Below are 18,410 nucleotides of genomic sequence, written 5' to 3' on the forward strand. Positions count from 1 at the left end.
CAGGCTAGACGCGTTGCATGTCGGCCACGTCCAGAATCGGGGGCGGTCTCGCGGCGAGCTGACTGTCGGCCCAATGGAAGAGCCCGGCGCTCTGGTCAAGCCCGACGAAAGTGGTTCAGAACGGCTTCCTGCAGCAGGCCGTTGGTCGCGACGACGCTGCCTCCGTGGGGTCCTGCCGTGCCGTCCAGACTGGTGAATGCTCCGCCGGCTTCGCGCACGAGGATGTCCAAAGCCGCCAAGTCCCACAGCGACACTTCGGGTTCGGCGGCGATGTCCACGGCGCCCTCGGCCAGTAGGCAATAGGAGAAGAAGTCGCCGTAGCCGCGCACGCGCCAGACCGCATCGGTCAGGTCGATGAACCGGTCGCGACGGCCCAGCTTCGCCCATCCGGAAAGGCTGGAGAACGACAGGCTCGCCGACTCGATCTCCGCGACCGACGACACCGCCACCCGTCGCGGTGCGCCACCCGCAACCGCCGCGAACGCGCCCTCGCCAGCGGCGGCCCACCAGCGCCGCTGCAACGCGGGCGCGCTCACCACGCCGACGACGGGGACTCCGTCGTGCAGCAGCGCGATCAGCGTCGCCCACACCGGCACGCCGCGGACGAAATTCTTGGTGCCGTCGATCGGGTCGATCGCCCACTGTCGGCCGCTGAAAACCGCTGTGCCACCGAACTCTTCGCCGAGCACCGGATCGTCGGGCCGCTCTTGCGAGAGCGTTTCGCGGAGTGCGTTCTCCACCGAACGGTCGGCATCGGTCACCGGCGTCAGGTCGGGTTTGGTGTCGACATGCAGATCCAGCGCGCCGAATCGGTCCACTGTTAGCGCGTCGGCCTGATCGGCCAGCCGCAGCGCGAGCGCCATGTCATCGCGGACCCGACTCATGGCAGCAGTCCTACCATGTCGGTGTGGTTGAACTCGCAATAGCGGTGGCGTTGATCGGGGCTCTCGTGCTTCTGGCGCGACCCTGGATCATGCGACGGCGTGGCGTCAGCAGCGACTGGGTGCAGGGCACGCTGCTGGTCACCGGGGTGAGCCCCAGGCCGGACGCCACCGGTGAACAGCTCGTCACGATCACCGGGGTGATCAACGGGCCGACGGTCAACGAGCATGTGGTCTATCAGAGTCTGGCCGTCGACGTCGACCACTGGCCGACGATGGGGCAGCTGTTCCCCGTCGCGTACTCGCCGAAGAACCCGGACAACTGGAACTTTGTGCCGCAGACGTCGCCGTAGCTCAGCCGTGTGCGATCCGGAGCAGTTCGGCGACGCTCGTCACCTTGACCCGCGGTCGGCCGTGAGGTTCTCCCGCTGAGCGTTCGTAGTCGTCGATCATCTTCCAGTGGTCGTCGGTGATCAGCTTGGGCTGGCGCTCCACCAGCCACTCGACCAATTCCTCCGAATAGTCCTCGCCGACGTCCGACAACGAAGCGTCACGCAGGTCCGAGATCAGCGTGTCGACGGTCTCCTGCGAGTCACTCTTGTTGCTGCCGATCACGCCGGTGGGTCCGCGTTTGATCCAGCCGACGACGTACTCGTTGCGGCTGCCCTCGATGCGGCCGTCGGTGTGCGGGATCGTGCCGCTGCGCTCGTCGAACGGCAGGCCCGGCGTGGGCACACCGCGATAGCCGACCGCGCGCACCACCAACTGCGCAGGCACCTCTTCGCGCTCGCCGGTGTCCTTGGCCACGATGCGATCGTTGTCTTTGACCAACTCGTTGCGGCCCAACACGATCGACTCGACGCGATCGTCGCCCTTGAGCTCAATCGGCGACGTCCGGAAACGGAACACGATGCGGCGCTTGGCCCCACCCGACTCGCGCTCGGCGTATCCGCGCAACACTTTGATGTTGTTACGCACGGTCTTACTGGCGGCCTCGAGATCGGCGTCGGAGATGTCAGCGAGATCGGCGGGGTCGACGACGACGTCCACATCCCCCAAACCCTCGAGGTGGCCGAGCTCGCGCAACTCGAGCGTGGTGAACGGCGCCTGAAGGGGGCCGCGGCGGCCGACGATCAATACCTCTTCGACCCCGCGGTCGTGCAGGGACTTCAGCGCGTGGTCGGCGATGTCGGTGGTGGCCAGCACATCGGGGTCGGTGACGAGAATTCGCGCCACATCGAGCGCGACGTTGCCGTTGCCGACGACGACAGCACGACCGCTCGAGATATCCGGTGCCATCTCCTCGAAATGCGGGTGCGCGTTGTACCAGCCGACGAAGTCCACGGCGGCGACGCTTCCGGGCAGGTCTTCGCCCGGAATGCCCAGCGAGCGGTCCGACTGCGCACCGACGGCGTAGATCACCGCGTCGTAGCGCTCGGCCAGCTCAGCGGCCTGCACATGGTCGCCGACCACGATATTGCCGAAGAACCGGAACCGGGGATCGGTCGCTGTCTTCTCGAACTGGGCGCTGATCGACTTGATCTTCGGATGGTCCGGCGCCACACCCGAGCGCACCAGGCCCCATGGCGTGGGCAGCATCTCCAGCATGTCCACGCGTACGTCGGCGTCGTCGGTCGTGTCGGCAAATTTCAGCAGCGATGCCGCGGCGAAGTACCCCGAGGGGCCTGAACCAACGATCGCCACGTGGTATGGGCGCATACCTAACCTTCATTGGGGGCTGGTTACCAAACCCGATGCTAAACGTGCACCCTGCCTGGCTGCCGCCGGTCAGCAAGAACTGGTGCTGATCTGGCTGCAGGTACCCTGAACTCCCGTGGATCCTGACCGTCAAGCCGATATCGCTGCCCTCGACTCCACCCTGACCACGGTGGAGCGTGTGCTCGATGTCGAGGGGCTGCGCGGTCGCATCGAAAAGCTCGAACACGAGGCCTCCGACCCGCATCTATGGGACGACCAGACCCGCGCCCAGAAGGTCACCAGTGAGCTGTCCCATGCCCAGGGTGAGCTTCGGCGGGTCGAGGAACTCCGTCAGCGCCTCGACGACCTGCCGGTGATGTACCAGCTGGCCGCAGAAGAGGGAGGCGCTGACGACGTCGCCGACGCCGATACCGAACTGAAGAAGCTGCGCGAGGACATCGAGGCGATGGAAGTGCGCACGCTGCTGTCCGGCGAATACGACGAACGCGAGGCGCTGGTCAACATCCGCTCCGGCGCGGGTGGGGTGGACGCCGCCGACTGGGCCGAGATGCTGATGCGGATGTACATCCGCTGGGCCGAAAAGCACAACTATGGCGTCGAGGTGTTCGACACGTCCTACGCCGAAGAAGCCGGCATCAAGAGCGCGACGTTCGCGGTGCACGCGCCGTTCGCGTACGGGACGTTGTCGGTGGAGCAGGGCACGCACCGGCTGGTGCGAATCAGCCCGTTCGACAACCAGGGACGGCGTCAGACGTCCTTCGCGGAAGTGGAAGTGTTACCCGTCACAGAGACCACCGACCACATCGACATTCCGGAAAGCGATGTGCGCGTTGACGTGTACCGATCGAGTGGTCCCGGCGGTCAGTCGGTCAACACCACCGACTCTGCCGTTCGACTCACGCACATCCCAACCGGTATCGTCGTGACTTGCCAGAACGAAAAGTCGCAGCTGCAGAACAAGGTGTCAGCGATGCGAGTGCTTCAGGCAAAGTTATTGGAACGCAAGCGTTTAGAAGAACGTGCTGAGCTGGATGCGTTGAAGGGTGACGGCGGCAGCTCGTGGGGCAACCAAATGCGGTCCTACGTGTTGCATCCGTACCAGATGGTGAAGGACCTGCGCACCGACTACGAGGTCGGCAATCCGGCGGCAGTACTTGACGGAGACATCGACGGGTTCCTGGAAGCGGGAATCCGGTGGCGCAACAGGCGAGATGACGAATAGCACACTGCTTGCAACATCGATTGCCGAACGCTGGGAAGGTTTTTGGACCGGCACCATCGGCGACTGGCTCCTCGTCAGGGGCGTGCCGATCGCGCTGTACCTGATCGGCGGGTTACTGGCCGCCCGGTTCATCAATTGGGGCGCTCGACGAATCGTCCGGCGCATCGACGCCGAATATCAGGAAAGCGATCAGCTGGTGCGCACGGAGAGTGCGAAGCACCGCCAGGCCGTCGCTTCGGTGATCTCGTGGGTGACGGTCGCGCTGTTGTTCGTCATCGTGATCGTGCAGGTCACCTCGATCCTCGCCATCCCGGTCGGATCCCTCGTCGCGCCCGCCGCGGTGCTTGGCGCCGCGCTCGGTTTCGGTGCACAGCGCCTGGTGCAGGACCTGCTCTCCGGATTCTTCATCATCACCGAGAAGCAGTACGGATTCGGTGACCTGGTATCCCTGACGGTCGCAGGCATCAACGCGCCCGCGGAAGGCACCGTGGAGGACGTCACTCTTCGCGTCACGAAGCTGCGCTCCACCGAGGGTGAGATGTTCACCATCCCCAACGGGCAGATCGTCAAGACGGTGAACCTGTCTAAGGACTGGGCGCGCGCCGTCATCGACATCCCGGTTCCGACCTCGGCCGACCTCAACCTGGTCAACGACGTGCTGCACGACGTGACCGAGAAGGCCCTGGAGGATCCTGGCCTGCACGCACTGCTGCTGGACGCTCCGCAGCTGATGGGTGTGGAAAGCATCGAACTCGACACGGTGAACCTGCGGATGGTCGCGCGCACGCTGCCAGGCAAACAATTCGAGGTGGGGCGGCGGATACGCGTGCTGGTCGTTCGCGCGCTGCGCCGTGCAGGTGTGGCTTCGCCAACGGACGGCAACACACCGATGGTGGAAGCCATCGTGCACCCAGCCACCGCCGGGGGTGCTGAGGAGGAAACCCAAGGCCCGACGGAGCAGCACAAGTGACGGGCTGGTTGAAGGCCAAGTTCGGCCGGATGCGGGTTTCGACGCTGGTGCTCATCGTCGCGTTCCTCGCGCTGTTCTGGGTGTACCACAACTTCGAACCCAAGCCGCCTGCCACGGAGGCGCCGTCAACCGCGGTGGTGCCGCCCGGCTTCGTTCCCGACCCGAACTACACCTGGGTGCCGCGGACCAAGGTGCGCACGCCTGAGCCGACGTACACCACGACCACCACCACGCCGACCACGACCAGCCCCACGGAGACCACCAGCCCGACGGAGACCACCAGCCCGACGTCCCCGACGGAGACCACTCCATCGACAACTGTGGTCCCGGGGCCGCTGGGGCCGACGACCTACACCCTGACGCCGACGCCCACGCCGACGACGGCGTTGGGGCCCATCCCGACGACGACCGTGCCGCCGAGATAGCCTGACCGGCCCGACCTGCTCCGACCGCTACACTGGCGCTCCGTGATGATCACCCTCGACCACGTGTCAAAGCAGTACAAGTCGTCGGCTCGGCCGGCGCTCGACAACGTGTCACTCAAGATCGACAAGGGTGAGTTCGTGTTCCTGATCGGCCCATCCGGGTCCGGTAAGTCGACGTTCATGCGGCTGCTGCTGGCCGAGGACACACCCACCTCCGGCGACATCCGGGTGTCGAAGTTCCACGTCAACAAGCTGCCGGGCCGCCACGTGCCGAGCCTGCGCCAGGTGATGGGTTGCGTGTTCCAGGACTTCCGGCTGCTGCAGCAGAAGACCGTGTTCGAGAACGTCGCCTTCGCGCTGGAGGTCATCGGCAAGAAGCCCGACGTGATCAACCGGGTGGTGCCCGACGTTCTCGAAATGGTCGGCTTGTCGGGCAAGGCCAACCGGTTGCCGGCCGAACTGTCAGGCGGCGAGCAGCAGCGCGTCGCGATCGCCCGCGCATTCGTCAACCGTCCTTTGGTGCTGCTGGCCGATGAGCCCACGGGCAACCTCGACCCGGAGACCAGCAAGGACATCATGGATCTGCTCGAGCGGATCAACCGCACCGGGACGACGGTGCTGATGGCCACACATGACCACCACATCGTTGACTCGATGCGCCAGCGCGTCGTCGAACTGGAGCTCGGAAGGCTCGTCAGAGACGAACAGCGCGGCGTCTACGGAATGGACCGCTAAGTGCGCTTCGGCTTCCTCGTAAATGAAGTTCTGACCGGGCTTCGTCGCAATGTCACCATGACCATCGCGATGATCCTGACGACCGCCATCTCCATCGGGCTGTTCGGCGGCGGCCTGCTGGTGGTGCGGCTGGCCGACCAGTCGCGCAAGATCTATCTCGACCGGGTGGAGAGCCAGGTCTTTCTGACCAACGACGTCTCGGCCAACGACCCGACCTGCGACGCGGACCCCTGCAAGGGGCTGCGCGCGCAGATCGAAAAGCGTGACGACGTGAAGTCCGTCCGCTTTCTCAACCGCGACGATGCCTACAACGACGCGATCAAGAAGTTCCCGCAGTACAAGGACGTCGCCGGCAAGGACGCGTTCCCGGCGTCGTTCATCGTCAAGCTCGATAACCCAGAGCAGCACAAGGACTTCGACGAGGCGATGGTCGGCCAGCCCGGCGTACTGAATGTGCTCAACCAGAAAGATCTGATCGACCGGCTCTTCGCGGTGCTCGACGGAATCAGTACCGCCGCGTTCGCGGTGGCGTTGGTGCAGGCAATAGGTGCAGTCCTGTTGATAGCCAACATGGTTCAAGTCGCGGCCTATACGCGACGAACCGAGATCGGCATCATGCGGCTCGTCGGTGCCAGCCGCTGGTATACGCAGCTGCCCTTCTTGGTGGAGGCGATGACGGCCGCGCTCGCCGGTGTCCTCATCGCGATCGTCGGGCTGATCGTCGTGCGGGCCGCGTTCCTGGACAATGCGCTCGAACAGTTCTATCGGGCCAACCTGATTGCCAAGGTCGACTACGCCGACGTTCTGTACTTCAGCGCGCCGTTCATGCTGTTCTTGGGTCTGGCGATGTCCGGGATCACCGCGTACGTCACACTGCGGCTCTACATCCGAAGATAACCGTGGCCAAAAAAGCGGACCCTACGAGGAACAGCAACAACAAGATTGTCGCGACGAATCGCAAAGCGCGACATAACTATTCGATCATCGACACCTTCGAGGCCGGGATTCAGCTGGTCGGCACCGAGGTGAAGAGCCTGCGCGAGGGCCAAGCGTCGCTGGCGGACGCGTTCGCGACCATCGACGACGGTGAGATCTGGCTGCGCAATCTGCACATCCCGGAGTATCACCACGGCAGCTGGACCAACCATCCGCCGCGGCGCAACCGAAAACTGTTGTTGCACCGCAAAGAGATTGACAACCTGGTCGGAAAGGTGCGCGACGGCAACCTGACGCTGGTGCCGCTGTCGTTGTACTTCACTGAGGGCAAGGTGAAAGTCGAGCTTGCCCTGGCCCGTGGTAAGCAGGCGCACGACAAGCGTCAAGACATGGCCCGTCGCGACGCGCAGCGGGAGGTGACCCGAGAGCTGGGCCGGCGCATGAAGGGCATGACCTGATCGGCGTCGCGCTAGCGCTCGCTTCCGCGCTCGGTTACGGCATCAGCGATTTCGTCGGCGGGCTCGCGTCGCGGAGGGTGGCGGCGCTGCGGGTCGTGCTGGTGTCCTATCCGATCGCCATGGTGTTGCTCGCTGTGATCGCCGCGATCGTCGGCGGCCACGTCACCGGGGCCGCCGTTTTCTGGGGCGCGTTATGCGGTGTCTCGCAAGCCTTCGGCGTGTGGTGGTTCTACGCCGCGCTGGGCGCAGGGCCGATCTCGGTGGTGTCGCCGCTGACCGCGATCCTCGTCGCGGGCATCCCCGTCGGTGTCGGTGTGGTGCTGGGGGAGCGGCCGGGGTTCATCGCCGCGATCGGCGTGGTGCTGGCACTGGTCGCGGTGGTGCTGGTGAGTCGCGAGGCGACCGACGAGGACGTCGCGCCGCACAGGTTCACCGCCCGCGTGGCCTGGTTGACGGTCGGCTCCGGCGTCGCGTTCGGGCTGAACTTCGTGCTGATTCATCAGGCGCCGGTGGAGGCCAAGCTGTGGCCGCTGGTCTTCGCGCGGGTCTCGGCCAGCGTGCTGGTGTTGTTCATCGCCGCGGTGAGCTCCAACCTGCGGCCGCCGACCGGCATACCCCTGCGGCTGGCGGTGCTGGCCGCGGTGCTCGACACCGGCGCCAACATCGCGATGCTGCTGGCATTGCAGGCGTCGTTACTGTCGTTGGCCGGGGTGCTGATGTCGCTGTACCCCGCGGCGACGGTGTTGCTGGCCATTGTCGTGCTGCGCGAAAGAGTTACCCGCTGGCAAACAGTCGGCATGGTTGCCGCGCTCATGTCGGTGGGCATGATCGCCGCAGGGTAGCTTGCTAGTTCGTCCCGTAAAATGAGGCGTCGTTGGCAAACAGGAGGGCCGATGAGCGACGATCCGGTGGTCGAGGCGGTCTCAGCTGCTGTCGAGCGCAGTCCCGACGTCATCGAGCTCAGGCTCCACCTGGCCGATCTCCTGGTCGAGCGAGGCCGCTACGCCGAAGCGCTCGGGCATTGCAGCGCAGCGCTGACCCTCGATCCCGCGAATGCGGCCGCGTTGGCGCTGATGCAGCGGTGCAGCGCCGCCCTAGCCGGTGCACAGAACACAGCGCCGACGGACGACGAGCAGCCCGCCCAGTCCGCAGCGGGTTTCGATTGGTCCGCCGCTGAGAGAGAACTTGCCGACATCATCCGGCCGGCCTTCGTCGAGGAGCCGGCGGATGCCGTTACCGATGACGACTTCGACGTGGTGCAACGCAGCGATGTGCGGTTGGCCGACATCGCCGGAATGGCCGACGTCAAACGTCAGCTCGAACTTTCACTGCTGGGCCCGATTCGCAATCCGGAGTTGATGAAGGCCTACAAGGTGTCTGCGCGTGGCGGCTTGCTGCTCTACGGACCGCCTGGCTGCGGTAAGACGTTCATGGCCAAGGCCGTTTCCGGCGAGCTCGGCGCAAACTTCTACCAGGTCGGCATCGCCGATGTGGTGAGCCGCTGGTTCGGGGATAGCGAGCGCGCTATCCGCGCCGTCTTCGACAATGCGCGCCGCAATGCGCCGTGCGTGCTGTTCTTCGACGAGGTAGATGCGTTGGGTCACAGGCGATCCGCGCTGAGCGGCGTTTCGGCGATGCGGACGGTGGTCAACACACTGCTCGAAGAGTTCGACTCGTCGACGGCGAGCAACGAAGGTGTTTACGTCCTCGGCGCCACCAACGCTCCGTGGGATGTCGATGCGGCGCTGCGCAGGCCCGGCCGGTTCGACCGGATGATCTTCGTCGGCCTGCCCGATCCGGAGGCGCGGGCGGCGATCGTTCGCTTTCATCTCCAGGATCGGCCGGTGTCGGGTGTCAACCCCAAGTCGATCGCTGACCGGACCGACGGCTGGTCCGGTGCCGACCTCGCGCATGTCTGCGACACCGCAACGCAATTGGCGATGGCTGATTCGATACGGTCGGGCCAGGTGCGCCCTGTCACGATGGCGGACGTCGACGCGGCGCTTGCGCAGATCCGGCCGAGTACGGGTCCGTGGTTCGACACTGCCCGCAACGTCGTGGAGTTCGGGAACACCGACGGTACGTACGACGAGCTCGCAAAGTACATGCGTCGCAGAAAGATCCGATGACGGTCGAAGATAGCGTCCTAGCGGCAATCCATACCGCGCGGCACTATATCGACACCCGCAACTACGAGCGCGCACGGGAGATACTGCGTACCGCGCTGGCTGAGAACCCCGATGACCCAGGCCTGCTGACGGAATACGCGCGTGCTGAAATCTGCTTGCAGCATTTCGAATCCGCGGCGCAGGTCGCGTACGCGGCGCTTGGTCGCGCGCCGCAGGATGCGCTCGCCATGCGGATGTATGCGTCCGCGCTCAACGGCCTCGGCCGCTGGTATGAGGCGTGGTGGATGGCATGGCGCACCGCAACGACACACCCCGACGACTATCTTGCGCACTACGACCTCGCCAGAATCCTCGCGGGAGCAGGCCAACTGCAGTACGCGTTGACCGCGGCGAACGAGTCGATTCGCCTGCAGCCCAATGATGCTGACACGTTCGTCCTGCGTGGCTCGATCCTCAAGAAGTTGGGCAGAATCGGCGAGTCCAATGCCGACTATCAACAGGCCTTACGTATTGCGCCTGAACACGCGAGTGCCGTGAACAACCTTGCCGTCAATCGTCTTGCGGCTGGCAAGTTTTCGTCCGCGCTGCGGGGGTTCCTCGGCGCGGCTCGACTCGACCCGTCCCTTGGTCAACTCGCCCGCGACAACGTAGGCGTCGTCGTGCTGAGGGTGCTGCGGCAGTCGTCGATCGTGGTCGTCGCTCTTGCGTTTTTCGTGGTCGTGATGCTGGCGGTGCACGATGACGGCTCGCCGACGATCGTGCCGCGGGTGTTGATCGGGCTATGCACGACCGCCCTGGTGGTGATCCTGGTGTGGATTCTGCGCACGCTGCCGCGTCGCACGTTGGCGTCGGTGATGCGCAAGGGAGGAATGCTGAGCCTTCGGATGGCGCTACTGGTCGTCGGGATCGTTGTCGGTGTCACCGCAACGGTGTTCGGGCCAAATCCGGTGTTCACGGCGGTCGGCTTCTTGTTCTTGCTCTTCTCGGTAATCGTTGTGTTCGCCGGCCGCCTGGCCGGTGGGTAGATGGGCATTTCGCGGACGCTCGGCCGCCGCGGGCGCTACGTTCGGCCGGGTGAGCAGCCCTTCGCGCCCCGTGACCAACCTCGACAAGTCCGACGTGATCAACGGCCTGTCGGCCGTGTGGAACGAGATCGATCAGCTGGTCGCCGGCCTTACCGAATCGCAGTGGCAGGCGGGGAGTCCGCTGCCGGGGTGGTCGGTTCGTGATGTCGTAGCGCACGTGATCGGCACGGAGTGCATGCTGCAAGGCATCGCGATCCCGGACGCCGACGTCGACGTGTCGGTGTTCAACCACGTCCGCAATGACGTCGGCATGCTGAACGAGCGTTGGGTTCGCAACCTGCGCGGCGTCAGCCCCGGCGAGCTGCTTGAGAAGTTCAGAGCCACGGTCGCCCAGCGGCGTGCTGCGTTGGCCGACATGTCGGATGACGCGTGGAACGAGGTGACCGTCACGCCGGTGGGGCCCGACACCTTCGGCCGATTCATGCGAGTGCGGGTCTTCGACTGCTGGATGCATGAGCTGGACATCCGCGACGCGCTGCATCGCCCGGCCACCGATGCGGAACTGGCAGGCCCGGCGTCGCGGCTGGCGCTCGACGAGATGGCAGCCAGCATGGGGTTCGTCGTGGGCAAGCTGGGTGGGGCGCCCGACGGATCGCGGGTCAGTATCGAGCTGACGGGCCCGTTGCGGCGGACGATCAACGTGGAGGTGCAGGGTCGGGGTCGGGTCGTCGAGGAGTTCGGCGGCCGGGAGCCGACGTCGACGATCACACTCGATGGTCTGCTGTTCACCCGCCTGGCAGGCGGCCGGACCACGCCGGCGCAGCACCCCGACGCCCTGGTCTATGGCGGCGACGAGGCCGTCGGCCGGCGGGTCGTCGAACACCTCAATTACGTCATGTGACCTGCGCCAACACGCCGCTTTGGGAAGAAATCATTGCAGTGCTCTGTTGTCACTGGCGTACCATGAAATGTCCTGCCGAAAGTCGGCGGGGATGCGAGGGGCTGAACGGTTTCGACTTCGCGCATCGAATCAAGGGAAGCGTGCCGGTGCAGGCAAGAGACCACCGTAAGCGTCGTTGCAACCAATTAAGCGCCGATTCAAATCAGCGCGACTACGCCCTCGCTGCCTAAGCGACGGCTGGTCTGTCAGACCGGGAACGCCCTCGGCCCGGATCCTGGCATCAGCTAGAGGGATCCACCGATGAGTTCGGTCGCGGGACTCATCGGAACACCAACAGCGACTGGGATCGTCATCCTGACTTGTTCGCGTGATCAGGAGATCCGAGTAGAGGCATAGCGAACTGCGCACGGAGAAGCCTCGAGGGAATGCCGTAGGACCCGGGTTCGATTCCCGGCAGCTCCACTAAAGAGGGCCGCTGACGATCAGCGGCCCTCTTGGCGTTTACGCCCAAGCATCGGCTGCTCACACAAAGTCTGAGCCTCCGTCCACGTTCACTGTTGCGCCAGTGACGTAGCCGTTCCTTCGGGACGCTAGGTAGGCCGTGATCGAGGCGACCTCCTCGGGGAGCCCGGCCCGGCCGAGATCGCACGGCTGGTGGAAGTTCTTGTCGATCCATGCCATCACATCGTGCGGGTTCGACGCATCGAGGCCATCGGCAGCGAGGATGTCTTTCAGGTTCTCGGTGAAACTGGCTGTCACGATCGTGCCCGGGCAAACGCAATTCGCCAGTATTCCGTCCTTGGCAAGGCTTTTCGACAAGTTCTTGGTGATGCTGGACAGCGCCGCCTTCGACGCGGTGTAGGCGACGATGCGTGGATTCTGTCGCTGGATGGAATGCGCGGACAATGTCACGATGCGAGCCCACGCCGCGGCACGGAGCATCGGCAAAGCGGCGCGAATAGAGCGCACCGCCGACATGGTGCCAAGTGCAAACGCAGCATCCCATTCCGCGTCGTCCAGCTGCTCGAAGTACCCGTCGCCTGGTCCGATGGTGTGTACCAGGCTGTTGAGTTGACCCCAGCGATCGGCGACGGCGGCAAAGGCGTCAACGATGGACGCAGGGTCGGCCATGTCAACGCTGATTCCGACGGTGTCGGGAGCACCTGCGGCCCTTAGCTTTTCGACTGCGGCATCGAGTGCCGCTCTGCCGCGGGCCATGACGGCCACGCGGGCGCCCTCCGCTGCCAAGGTTTCGGCGATGGCCAGGCCCATGCCTTTGCTGCCGCCGGTGACGACGGCCGTCGATCCCGCCAAGCCCAAGTCCATCGTGTCGCCTCCTGATCAGGGTGTTCGGTTTGGAACGATTCGATTGATCTCCTCCGCCGTTACGCCCAAGCCACGCAGACAGAATCGGAGTATGTGTTCTCGGACTTGTTCGCGCTCGCGGTCGCTTGCTGCCCATTGTCGTTCGGTGCTGGCCCACACCACGCCCTGAATCGACTGCGCACCACTTGTGGGATCGACATCGCGGAACGCACCCTCCCGCAGTCCGCGCTGAATCTGGTCGATGAGTGGCTCCAGCATCTCGGCATACGCCGGCTGAATCAGTTCCGGGGCTGCGAATCTCTGCGATTGCGCCTCCAACGACAAGCGGCGCAGATCGGACTTGATGTGGTCGCTGAACGCGAGGTCGAGTCGACCGTCGATCCAGGCGGCAACAGCCTCAACCGGAGTGTTCGTTGCGGCCATTTTTCTTCTCAGCCTGCGCTTTTCAGCTTTTGCCGCTTCGAGAAAGACCGAGGACACCAGTTGATCCTTCGACTCGAAATGGCGATAGAACGCGCGAGTGCTCAGTGCGGCGCGCTGGAGGACCGCGGCGATGCTCAGCCGCTCGACGCCATGCTCGCGAAGGGACTCGGTTGCTGCGGCCAAGATCGCACGGCGCGTATCGGGATCGGGGGCAAGCTTGCTTCGCCGCCGCTTGAGGGGAGCACTCATGAGGTCGCGTCATATGTGTTGAGGTAATCCGTAAATCGCTCGCGGACTCCCTCTGGGGTGAGACCGAAATCGGCCAACTCGTAGGCGTGCGCGCCGCGGGTGCCGGGCTTGTGCCCGGCGGCCCACTGCTCGACCGCGCGCGCAGCCGCGTCGGTGAACGCCAATCCCAAGGACTCGTAGCTTGCGCGCAGGGTGTCTAGCGGGTTGGACTGCAGGTCCGCGAATGCGACATCGGAAAACCGCTCGTCGCCAACGCGTCGGCGGAAGGCCATCGCTCGACGAACGGCCTCGGCCCAGCTGTCGAGCTGCTCCGCACCGAGTTCTTCCGGCTCGTGACGATCGCTGCTCCAGCTACGAACGTATTGGATGAGGCTGCACACCGAACCCATCACCTTCGCTGGATCACGATGGCTCCACATGAATTTCGCGTTGGGATAGGCCTCGACGAGCGCATCGAGCGCAAACATGTGGACAGGTGTCTTGAGGTGCCAGAGGGTCGGCGGACAATGCCACTGCAGAAGTTTGAGCACCCGACGGTGAAATGTGTATGTCTCCCGCATGTCGCAATCCATTAGCCAGGCCAGGTAGCTCGGTACGCGCACGGCACCATCGAAATGGAAAGTGCGAAAGCTCATTCCCATCAGGTCTTGGCATTCCGTCGCGGCCGTCGCTTCCGAGTTGTAGAGCGTCCGCATGAGCGGGAACATCTGATTCAACATCTCCAGGCCGGCTTCGGCTTGAGCGATGCGGGGATCGCTGTGTTGAGTTGCGGCCTCCGGCGGCGGCGTCGGGGCCTGTGATTCCCACATCCGCAGCGATCGGAACTGCGGGTCGGCCGCAACTAATTGGCTCAGAGCCGTGGTGCCCGTCCGCGGCAACCCGATCACGAAGACGGGCCCGCCCACCACCTCATCGTCGATCTCGGGGTGCCGCGCATAGGTCTCCTCCACCCTGAGGCGCTGGATGAGGGCATTGCTGATCGTGGCGTGCTGGATGACCTCGCCCATCTCGGAGAGTTCGGCTTCGGTGTTCAGCGCGTCGACGGTGCGCTCGAGACCCTCTCGGTAATAGGACGATCCGAAGTCGTCGAACCCTGTCGCTGCGCGGGCTCCGTCTTCGAGTTCGTCGGCCGAGAACGTCATCTCGCGAACCTCGTGTGCACGGCGCGTCGACGGCGTTCGAGGACGGATGCCCGCTCATCGGCGGTCAGCCTCTTGGTGTCGGCAGGCAAGACAGATGCGATGTCTTCGAATGACACCACTCGGGCGCGGGGTGTCGGCGCAGTCGCAGTGCGCACGCAGCGAAGGATCATTGCGCCGTTGCTGTGTCCGGCGGTGTCGAGCCAGTTCGCAACTCCGGGATCGCGCTCGGACAACACGACGCGCACCAGACCATCGGAGTCCGTGGTGATTTGGTGTGCATTCAAACTGGATTGATGGCGGCCGTAGTGGATGGTTTCCCACCACGGGTTGCCGAGCGAATAGCTCCAATAGACGCCTTCGGGTGGCTCGACTTCGAGAATGAGCACCTCGTCGGGGCCCAGCTCCCAGCGTCCGATGACGGGTTTGTTCTCCGCGGCTGCGCCCATCGCGGTGCGGTCGATCGGGGGGAGGAACCCGTTGGCAGGCGGGGCAGCTCCGAACTGGAGGAAGAACTCGAGATTGTCGTGGACAAAATCGCCAAGTGCGACGAGCTGACGCGACACGAGTATCTCGGGACTGGTCGTGACTCTGTCGAGTTCGGCTGCGTCGCCGAGTCTTTCGATTCGCAGGCGGGACTGCACCTCGGTGTCCCAGTCGTAGAAGAAGTGTCGAACCGTCAGAGTGGGATGATCGCCGCCGATTTTCATCCAATTTCCATCGCGTTCGTCCCTCGACAAGATCACCTCGAAGTTACCGTCGCCGTCCACCTCGAGTTCGTCAACCAATTCGTTTGCGGTGGAGACGATTCCGTCCATCGTCTGCAACCCGACATATCGGGCGGTGCCACGGTTGCCGAACAGCCGGTAGCTTTCGCCCCCACGTAGCGATGCCCGCGTGTAGATACAGTCCGGGCACTCCATACCCCAGGTGATGATGTCGTCGGTGCTAGCGCGCTGGACAGACAGAATCGGATCAGGATCGAACCGCAATGCCTCGTCGACACCGGCGGCCAGCAGTACCAGCAGATGACGCATTCCCGACGCCACATCAACCCCGTTCCGGGCTGCGGGATCGGACTGCACTATCTGCGCGGTTCGTTCGAGCTTGCCGAGTAGATACGCCCACGCCGCAGACAACCCCATGTCGGAACCGGTGTTGCCGCCCAATGACGCGTCTTCGATCGATTGCGGTAACCAGGCCAAAGGCTTCTGCTCCATGCTCAGGTTTCCTCCGCCTCGACAGTGTTGAGAGGTGCTTATCTGAAAATAACATTTTCATTTAAGGCGGTTAACTATTGCAGTGCCGCCGCGGGGTGTCAACGCTCGATCACGAGAGCCTGTCGACTGTTGACACCGTCGAGAAGCAGTGCACGTGCTCGACCTCGGATGACATGCTGACCCGATGACATCCAACGACGTATACGAACGGCTGGGCGTGCTCGAGCAGCTCGTCCGGCACCTCTATGAGAAGACGGGCGTGCCCATCCCCGAATTGCAGACGCTCGCCCGGTCCCAGGTGTCGGCTCATGTTCAGCAGTTGCTGGCCTCAGGCAACAAGATCGGCGCCATCAAGGCTTACCGGGACGAGGCCAACGTCGACCTGCCCACCGCGACCCGGTTCATCGAGTCGCTTTGAGATTTTGTGCTCGTCGTAGTTAGTTGCGTATTTCATTGGAGCAATGATCGAAATCTGTGGATGAGCCTCGGAGGTCGGTGATCGTATACATGAACCTTGTCGTCACCTGCTGCTGAACTCAGGCTGAAAGCATCTGGTGCTTGTGACGTCGAGGTCGAGGGTCTAGCTGTTCGCGGCAATCCGCCGTGATGCCCCGGCTGGGTTGCCCGGGCCTGAGATCGAGCGCAAGACCGGGTGGTCTGGCACGGTGCACCAGGCGTTGGTGTCGGCCTCGCTGCGTTGGGCGGAAGGTCTACCCGTCGCGGGCTCAAGGCCCTAGCGGCTCGAGGTCATAAGGATGGTGGTGTCGGTCCGGCATCCTGAAGAGGTGACGTTCCTACAGCTCACCACCATCATCGTCGAGGACTACGACGCGGCCATCACCTTCTTCGTCGAAGCACTCGACTTCGAACTCGTCGAGGACTCGCCGGCCCGGACCAACGACGGACGACCGAAGCGCTGGGTGGTGGTCCGTCCAAGGCGCGCCCAAACCGGCCTCCTACTTGCTCGGGCCGACAATGAGCAGCAACACGCTGCCGTGGGCAACCAACTCGCCGGCCGCGTCGGCTTCTTCCTCCAGGTCGACGACTTCGACGCTGCCCACATACGCATGAGGGCGGCAGGAGTCGAGTTCCTCACCAAGCCGCGCACCGAACCCTATGGCCGGGTCGCGGTATTCCGCGACATCGCCGGCAACAAATGGGATCTACTGGCGCTCAACGAGAATCCACCGGCCTGATCGCACCCGCGCGCAAACAGATCATTGGGACCAGGCAATCATCGCGTCCACATGACAATCAACGAGCAAACGCCGTCAGAGCTCGCGTTCATAGCCATCCGAAGCACCCGATCCACGGGTATTGACAATTTCTTTATTTCATGGCCGATTCGACCGCATTTAGGAGCGCGCTTCAGCTACTCAAATCCGTTTGTAGCGTTCTCTTTGTGGCAATGCACACGCCCCGCGCAACACTGAGATAGGCCCGGAGCGTGACCAGCGATCGCATCTGCTGCTAGGGACCGAACAGCAATGGTTTAGGTGGACACGGATTGTCATATTGGCAAACACGTCATGTCCGAACTAGCTATATCCCCGCGAGTTTCCATAAATTGACTTATGCGACATTTGATGCAGATAGCATCGGGTGCGCAGTTCGTACGGGACGGCCTGGTGTCGATGGCTAACCCCGTTTGGAGAGGGAGTCAATCGTGGGAATGTGCGGTCGAACCGGAATCGCGGGTGCTGCGGTGCTGTCGTTGGCGTTGTTGGCCGTCGGCTGCGGGCACGACACTGCGTCGCAGTCGTCTTCGAAAGCCTCCCCGACCTCAGCCCAGACGCCATCGGCGCAGCCCGACGTCAACCGCAACGGGACCCCGGATGCCGCCCCCTCAGATCAGGACTGGCCGGGCAAGATGACCGTCACTTACGAGGACGCCACGTCACCCGATGCGGTGAGGGGCCGCGACCTCATTCAGAAAGACCACCTGTTGGAGGACCTCGCCGACAGCATCGACCAGACCCTCAAACTGCCCTACGACGTCCCGTTGATCGGCAAGCAGTGTGACGAGGCCAATGCCTATTGGAGCCCGGACGACAAGACCGTGACGATCTGTTACGAGGACGCGGCCGACGCTCTGGACATCTACACCAAGGCAGGCGACGCGGACCCGGCCGCATCGGCGATCAACGCGGAGATCGCCACCTTCTACCACGAGACCGGACACATGGTGATCGACCTGTACGACCTACCCACCACCGGTCGCGAGGAAGACGTCGCCGACCAGCTTTCCGCATACCTCCTGCTGACCCCCGGCCCCGACGGCAAGATCGATCCCCAAAATGTGCAGGCCGTCAAGGATTTCGCCCGCGAGTTTCAGGCATACAGCGACCAAAAGGGCGGCGAGATCGATGAAGGGCAGCTCGCCGACGTTCACTCTCTGGACAAGACCCGTATGTACAACCTCGAATGCTGGGTCTACGGCGCCGACCCGACCGGAAACGCCGACCTGGTCAAGGACGGCGCGCTGCCCCAAGACCGCGCCGACGGCTGCCAGGACGAATACAACAAGCTCAGCAGCTCATGGGATACGCTGCTCGGCCCCTATGTGAAATAGGCGATCGCGGGCCACCAAGCCGTCAGTCCGGCTGATTCTTTGGTGCCAGAATGAATTCGCGACTGCCGATCTGTTCTGGC

General features: G+C 63.8%; 20 protein-coding genes and 1 other RNA gene. 15 read left to right on the forward strand and 6 right to left on the reverse strand.

Features of this window, described 5'->3' with window-relative positions:
* Positions 1 to 95: 95 nt before the first annotated feature.
* A complete protein-coding gene (gene hisN / locus ACWW36_RS17130) occupies positions 96 to 884 on the reverse strand; it encodes a histidinol-phosphatase (protein WP_456137192.1) in 789 nt (262 codons plus the stop codon).
* 23 nt (positions 885 to 907) lie between these two features.
* On the opposite strand from hisN, the gene ACWW36_RS17135 reads away from it, so the two are divergent.
* Positions 908 to 1,234 (forward strand): hypothetical protein, encoded by a 327-nt coding sequence (locus ACWW36_RS17135; RefSeq protein WP_456137193.1) that lies wholly within the window; start codon positions 908 to 910, stop codon positions 1,232 to 1,234.
* Position 1,235: 1 nt separating this feature from the next.
* Here ACWW36_RS17135 and ACWW36_RS17140 read toward each other — a convergent pair whose 3' ends face one another.
* Positions 1,236 to 2,600, reverse strand: a complete 1,365-nt coding sequence (locus tag ACWW36_RS17140; protein ID WP_456137194.1) for an FAD-dependent oxidoreductase — start codon at positions 2,598 to 2,600, stop codon at positions 1,236 to 1,238.
* Between the two features lie 115 nt (positions 2,601 to 2,715).
* Here ACWW36_RS17140 and prfB point away from each other — a divergent pair, with 115 nt between their 5' ends.
* The 11 genes from prfB (at position 2,716) to ssrA (ending at position 11,866) form a co-directional block, all read left to right on the forward strand.
* On the forward strand, positions 2,716 to 3,822 hold the full coding sequence (gene prfB, locus ACWW36_RS17145) for a peptide chain release factor 2 (RefSeq protein ID WP_456137195.1): 1,107 nt from the start codon (positions 2,716 to 2,718) through the stop codon (positions 3,820 to 3,822).
* Positions 3,812 to 4,792 (forward strand): mechanosensitive ion channel family protein, encoded by a 981-nt coding sequence (locus tag ACWW36_RS17150; RefSeq protein ID WP_456137196.1) that lies wholly within the window; start codon positions 3,812 to 3,814, stop codon positions 4,790 to 4,792. Before prfB ends, ACWW36_RS17150 begins: the two co-directional genes overlap by 11 nt.
* Positions 4,789 to 5,217, forward strand: coding sequence for a hypothetical protein (locus tag ACWW36_RS17155; RefSeq protein WP_456137197.1), 429 nt, complete (start codon positions 4,789 to 4,791; stop codon positions 5,215 to 5,217). The genes ACWW36_RS17150 and ACWW36_RS17155 overlap by 4 nt, the downstream gene beginning before the upstream one ends.
* A gap of 45 nt (positions 5,218 to 5,262) precedes the next feature.
* On the forward strand, positions 5,263 to 5,952 hold the full coding sequence (ftsE, locus tag ACWW36_RS17160; RefSeq protein ID WP_456142522.1) for a cell division ATP-binding protein FtsE: 690 nt from the start codon (positions 5,263 to 5,265) through the stop codon (positions 5,950 to 5,952).
* Positions 5,953 to 6,849, forward strand: coding sequence for a permease-like cell division protein FtsX (gene ftsX, locus ACWW36_RS17165; RefSeq protein WP_456137198.1), 897 nt, complete (start codon positions 5,953 to 5,955; stop codon positions 6,847 to 6,849).
* A gap of 2 nt (positions 6,850 to 6,851) precedes the next feature.
* Complete coding sequence (smpB, locus tag ACWW36_RS17170) at positions 6,852 to 7,346, forward strand: SsrA-binding protein SmpB (RefSeq protein ID WP_456137199.1); 495 nt, start codon at positions 6,852 to 6,854, stop codon at positions 7,344 to 7,346.
* The gene (locus tag ACWW36_RS17175; RefSeq protein WP_456142523.1) at positions 7,343 to 8,188 is read left to right on the forward strand and encodes an EamA family transporter; all 846 of its coding nucleotides are present in this window, start codon (positions 7,343 to 7,345) and stop codon (positions 8,186 to 8,188) included. The genes smpB and ACWW36_RS17175 overlap by 4 nt, the downstream gene beginning before the upstream one ends.
* A 51-nt stretch (positions 8,189 to 8,239) precedes the next feature.
* A complete protein-coding gene (locus ACWW36_RS17180; protein WP_456137200.1) occupies positions 8,240 to 9,475 on the forward strand; it encodes an AAA family ATPase in 1,236 nt (411 codons plus the stop codon).
* The gene (locus ACWW36_RS17185; RefSeq protein ID WP_456137201.1) at positions 9,472 to 10,500 is read left to right on the forward strand and encodes a tetratricopeptide repeat protein; all 1,029 of its coding nucleotides are present in this window, start codon (positions 9,472 to 9,474) and stop codon (positions 10,498 to 10,500) included. Before ACWW36_RS17180 ends, ACWW36_RS17185 begins: the two co-directional genes overlap by 4 nt.
* Positions 10,501 to 10,549: 49 nt before the next feature.
* Positions 10,550 to 11,401 carry a maleylpyruvate isomerase family mycothiol-dependent enzyme gene (locus ACWW36_RS17190; RefSeq protein ID WP_456137202.1) on the forward strand — a complete coding sequence of 284 codons (852 nt, stop codon included), beginning with the start codon at positions 10,550 to 10,552 and terminating at the stop codon, positions 11,399 to 11,401.
* Positions 11,402 to 11,498: 97 nt separating this feature from the next.
* Positions 11,499 to 11,866, forward strand: a transfer-messenger RNA (tmRNA) gene (ssrA, locus tag ACWW36_RS17195).
* Positions 11,867 to 11,923: 57 nt separating this feature from the next.
* Here ssrA and ACWW36_RS17200 read toward each other — a convergent pair.
* The 4 genes from ACWW36_RS17200 to ACWW36_RS17215 are packed head-to-tail and all read right to left on the reverse strand — an operon-like array spanning position 11,924 to position 15,758.
* A complete protein-coding gene (locus tag ACWW36_RS17200) occupies positions 11,924 to 12,727 on the reverse strand; it encodes an SDR family NAD(P)-dependent oxidoreductase (RefSeq protein ID WP_456137203.1) in 804 nt (267 codons plus the stop codon).
* A 15-nt stretch (positions 12,728 to 12,742) separates the two neighbouring features.
* Positions 12,743 to 13,399 (reverse strand): TetR/AcrR family transcriptional regulator, encoded by a 657-nt coding sequence (locus tag ACWW36_RS17205; RefSeq protein WP_456137204.1) that lies wholly within the window; start codon positions 13,397 to 13,399, stop codon positions 12,743 to 12,745.
* On the reverse strand, positions 13,396 to 14,541 hold the full coding sequence (locus tag ACWW36_RS17210; protein WP_456137205.1) for a sulfotransferase family protein: 1,146 nt from the start codon (positions 14,539 to 14,541) through the stop codon (positions 13,396 to 13,398). The genes ACWW36_RS17205 and ACWW36_RS17210 overlap by 4 nt, the downstream gene beginning before the upstream one ends.
* Complete coding sequence (locus tag ACWW36_RS17215; RefSeq protein ID WP_456137206.1) at positions 14,538 to 15,758, reverse strand: DUF1214 domain-containing protein; 1,221 nt, start codon at positions 15,756 to 15,758, stop codon at positions 14,538 to 14,540. The genes ACWW36_RS17210 and ACWW36_RS17215 overlap by 4 nt, the downstream gene beginning before the upstream one ends.
* 184 nt (positions 15,759 to 15,942) lie before the next feature.
* On the opposite strand from ACWW36_RS17215, the gene ACWW36_RS17220 reads away from it, so the two are divergent.
* The 3 genes from ACWW36_RS17220 to ACWW36_RS17230 all read left to right on the forward strand — a co-directional run bounded on the left by ACWW36_RS17220 (position 15,943) and on the right by ACWW36_RS17230 (position 18,330).
* Positions 15,943 to 16,176, forward strand: a complete 234-nt coding sequence (locus tag ACWW36_RS17220; protein ID WP_456137207.1) for a hypothetical protein — start codon at positions 15,943 to 15,945, stop codon at positions 16,174 to 16,176.
* 337 nt (positions 16,177 to 16,513) lie between these two features.
* Positions 16,514 to 16,954 (forward strand): VOC family protein, encoded by a 441-nt coding sequence (locus tag ACWW36_RS17225; RefSeq protein WP_456137208.1) that lies wholly within the window; start codon positions 16,514 to 16,516, stop codon positions 16,952 to 16,954.
* A 476-nt stretch (positions 16,955 to 17,430) separates the two neighbouring features.
* Complete coding sequence (locus tag ACWW36_RS17230; protein ID WP_456142524.1) at positions 17,431 to 18,330, forward strand: DUF4344 domain-containing metallopeptidase; 900 nt, start codon at positions 17,431 to 17,433, stop codon at positions 18,328 to 18,330.
* Positions 18,331 to 18,410 lie beyond the last annotated feature (80 nt).

It is taken from the genome of Mycobacterium sp. MMS18-G62, from assembly GCF_053877835.1.

Bases quoted from the DNA above. Each gene is read 5' to 3' on its own strand.
- ftsE (WP_456142522.1), top strand. From the start codon at position 5,263: ATGATCACCCTCGACCACGTGTCAAAGCAGTACAAGTCGTCGGCTCGG.
- ACWW36_RS17220 (WP_456137207.1), top strand. From the start codon at position 15,943: ATGACATCCAACGACGTATACGAACGGCTGGGCGTGCTCGAGCAGCTC.
- ACWW36_RS17215 (WP_456137206.1), bottom strand. From the start codon at position 15,758: ATGGAGCAGAAGCCTTTGGCCTGGTTACCGCAATCGATCGAAGACGCG.
- ACWW36_RS17225 (WP_456137208.1), top strand. From the start codon at position 16,514: ATGGTGGTGTCGGTCCGGCATCCTGAAGAGGTGACGTTCCTACAGCTC.
- ACWW36_RS17140 (WP_456137194.1), bottom strand. From the start codon at position 2,600: ATGCGCCCATACCACGTGGCGATCGTTGGTTCAGGCCCCTCGGGGTAC.
- ACWW36_RS17230 (WP_456142524.1), top strand. From the start codon at position 17,431: ATGTGCGGTCGAACCGGAATCGCGGGTGCTGCGGTGCTGTCGTTGGCG.
- ACWW36_RS17180 (WP_456137200.1), top strand. From the start codon at position 8,240: ATGAGCGACGATCCGGTGGTCGAGGCGGTCTCAGCTGCTGTCGAGCGC.
- hisN (WP_456137192.1), bottom strand. From the start codon at position 884: ATGAGTCGGGTCCGCGATGACATGGCGCTCGCGCTGCGGCTGGCCGAT.
- ACWW36_RS17210 (WP_456137205.1), bottom strand. From the start codon at position 14,541: ATGACGTTCTCGGCCGACGAACTCGAAGACGGAGCCCGCGCAGCGACA.
- ACWW36_RS17205 (WP_456137204.1), bottom strand. From the start codon at position 13,399: ATGAGTGCTCCCCTCAAGCGGCGGCGAAGCAAGCTTGCCCCCGATCCC.
- ACWW36_RS17200 (WP_456137203.1), bottom strand. From the start codon at position 12,727: ATGGACTTGGGCTTGGCGGGATCGACGGCCGTCGTCACCGGCGGCAGC.
- ACWW36_RS17185 (WP_456137201.1), top strand. From the start codon at position 9,472: ATGACGGTCGAAGATAGCGTCCTAGCGGCAATCCATACCGCGCGGCAC.
- ACWW36_RS17150 (WP_456137196.1), top strand. From the start codon at position 3,812: ATGACGAATAGCACACTGCTTGCAACATCGATTGCCGAACGCTGGGAA.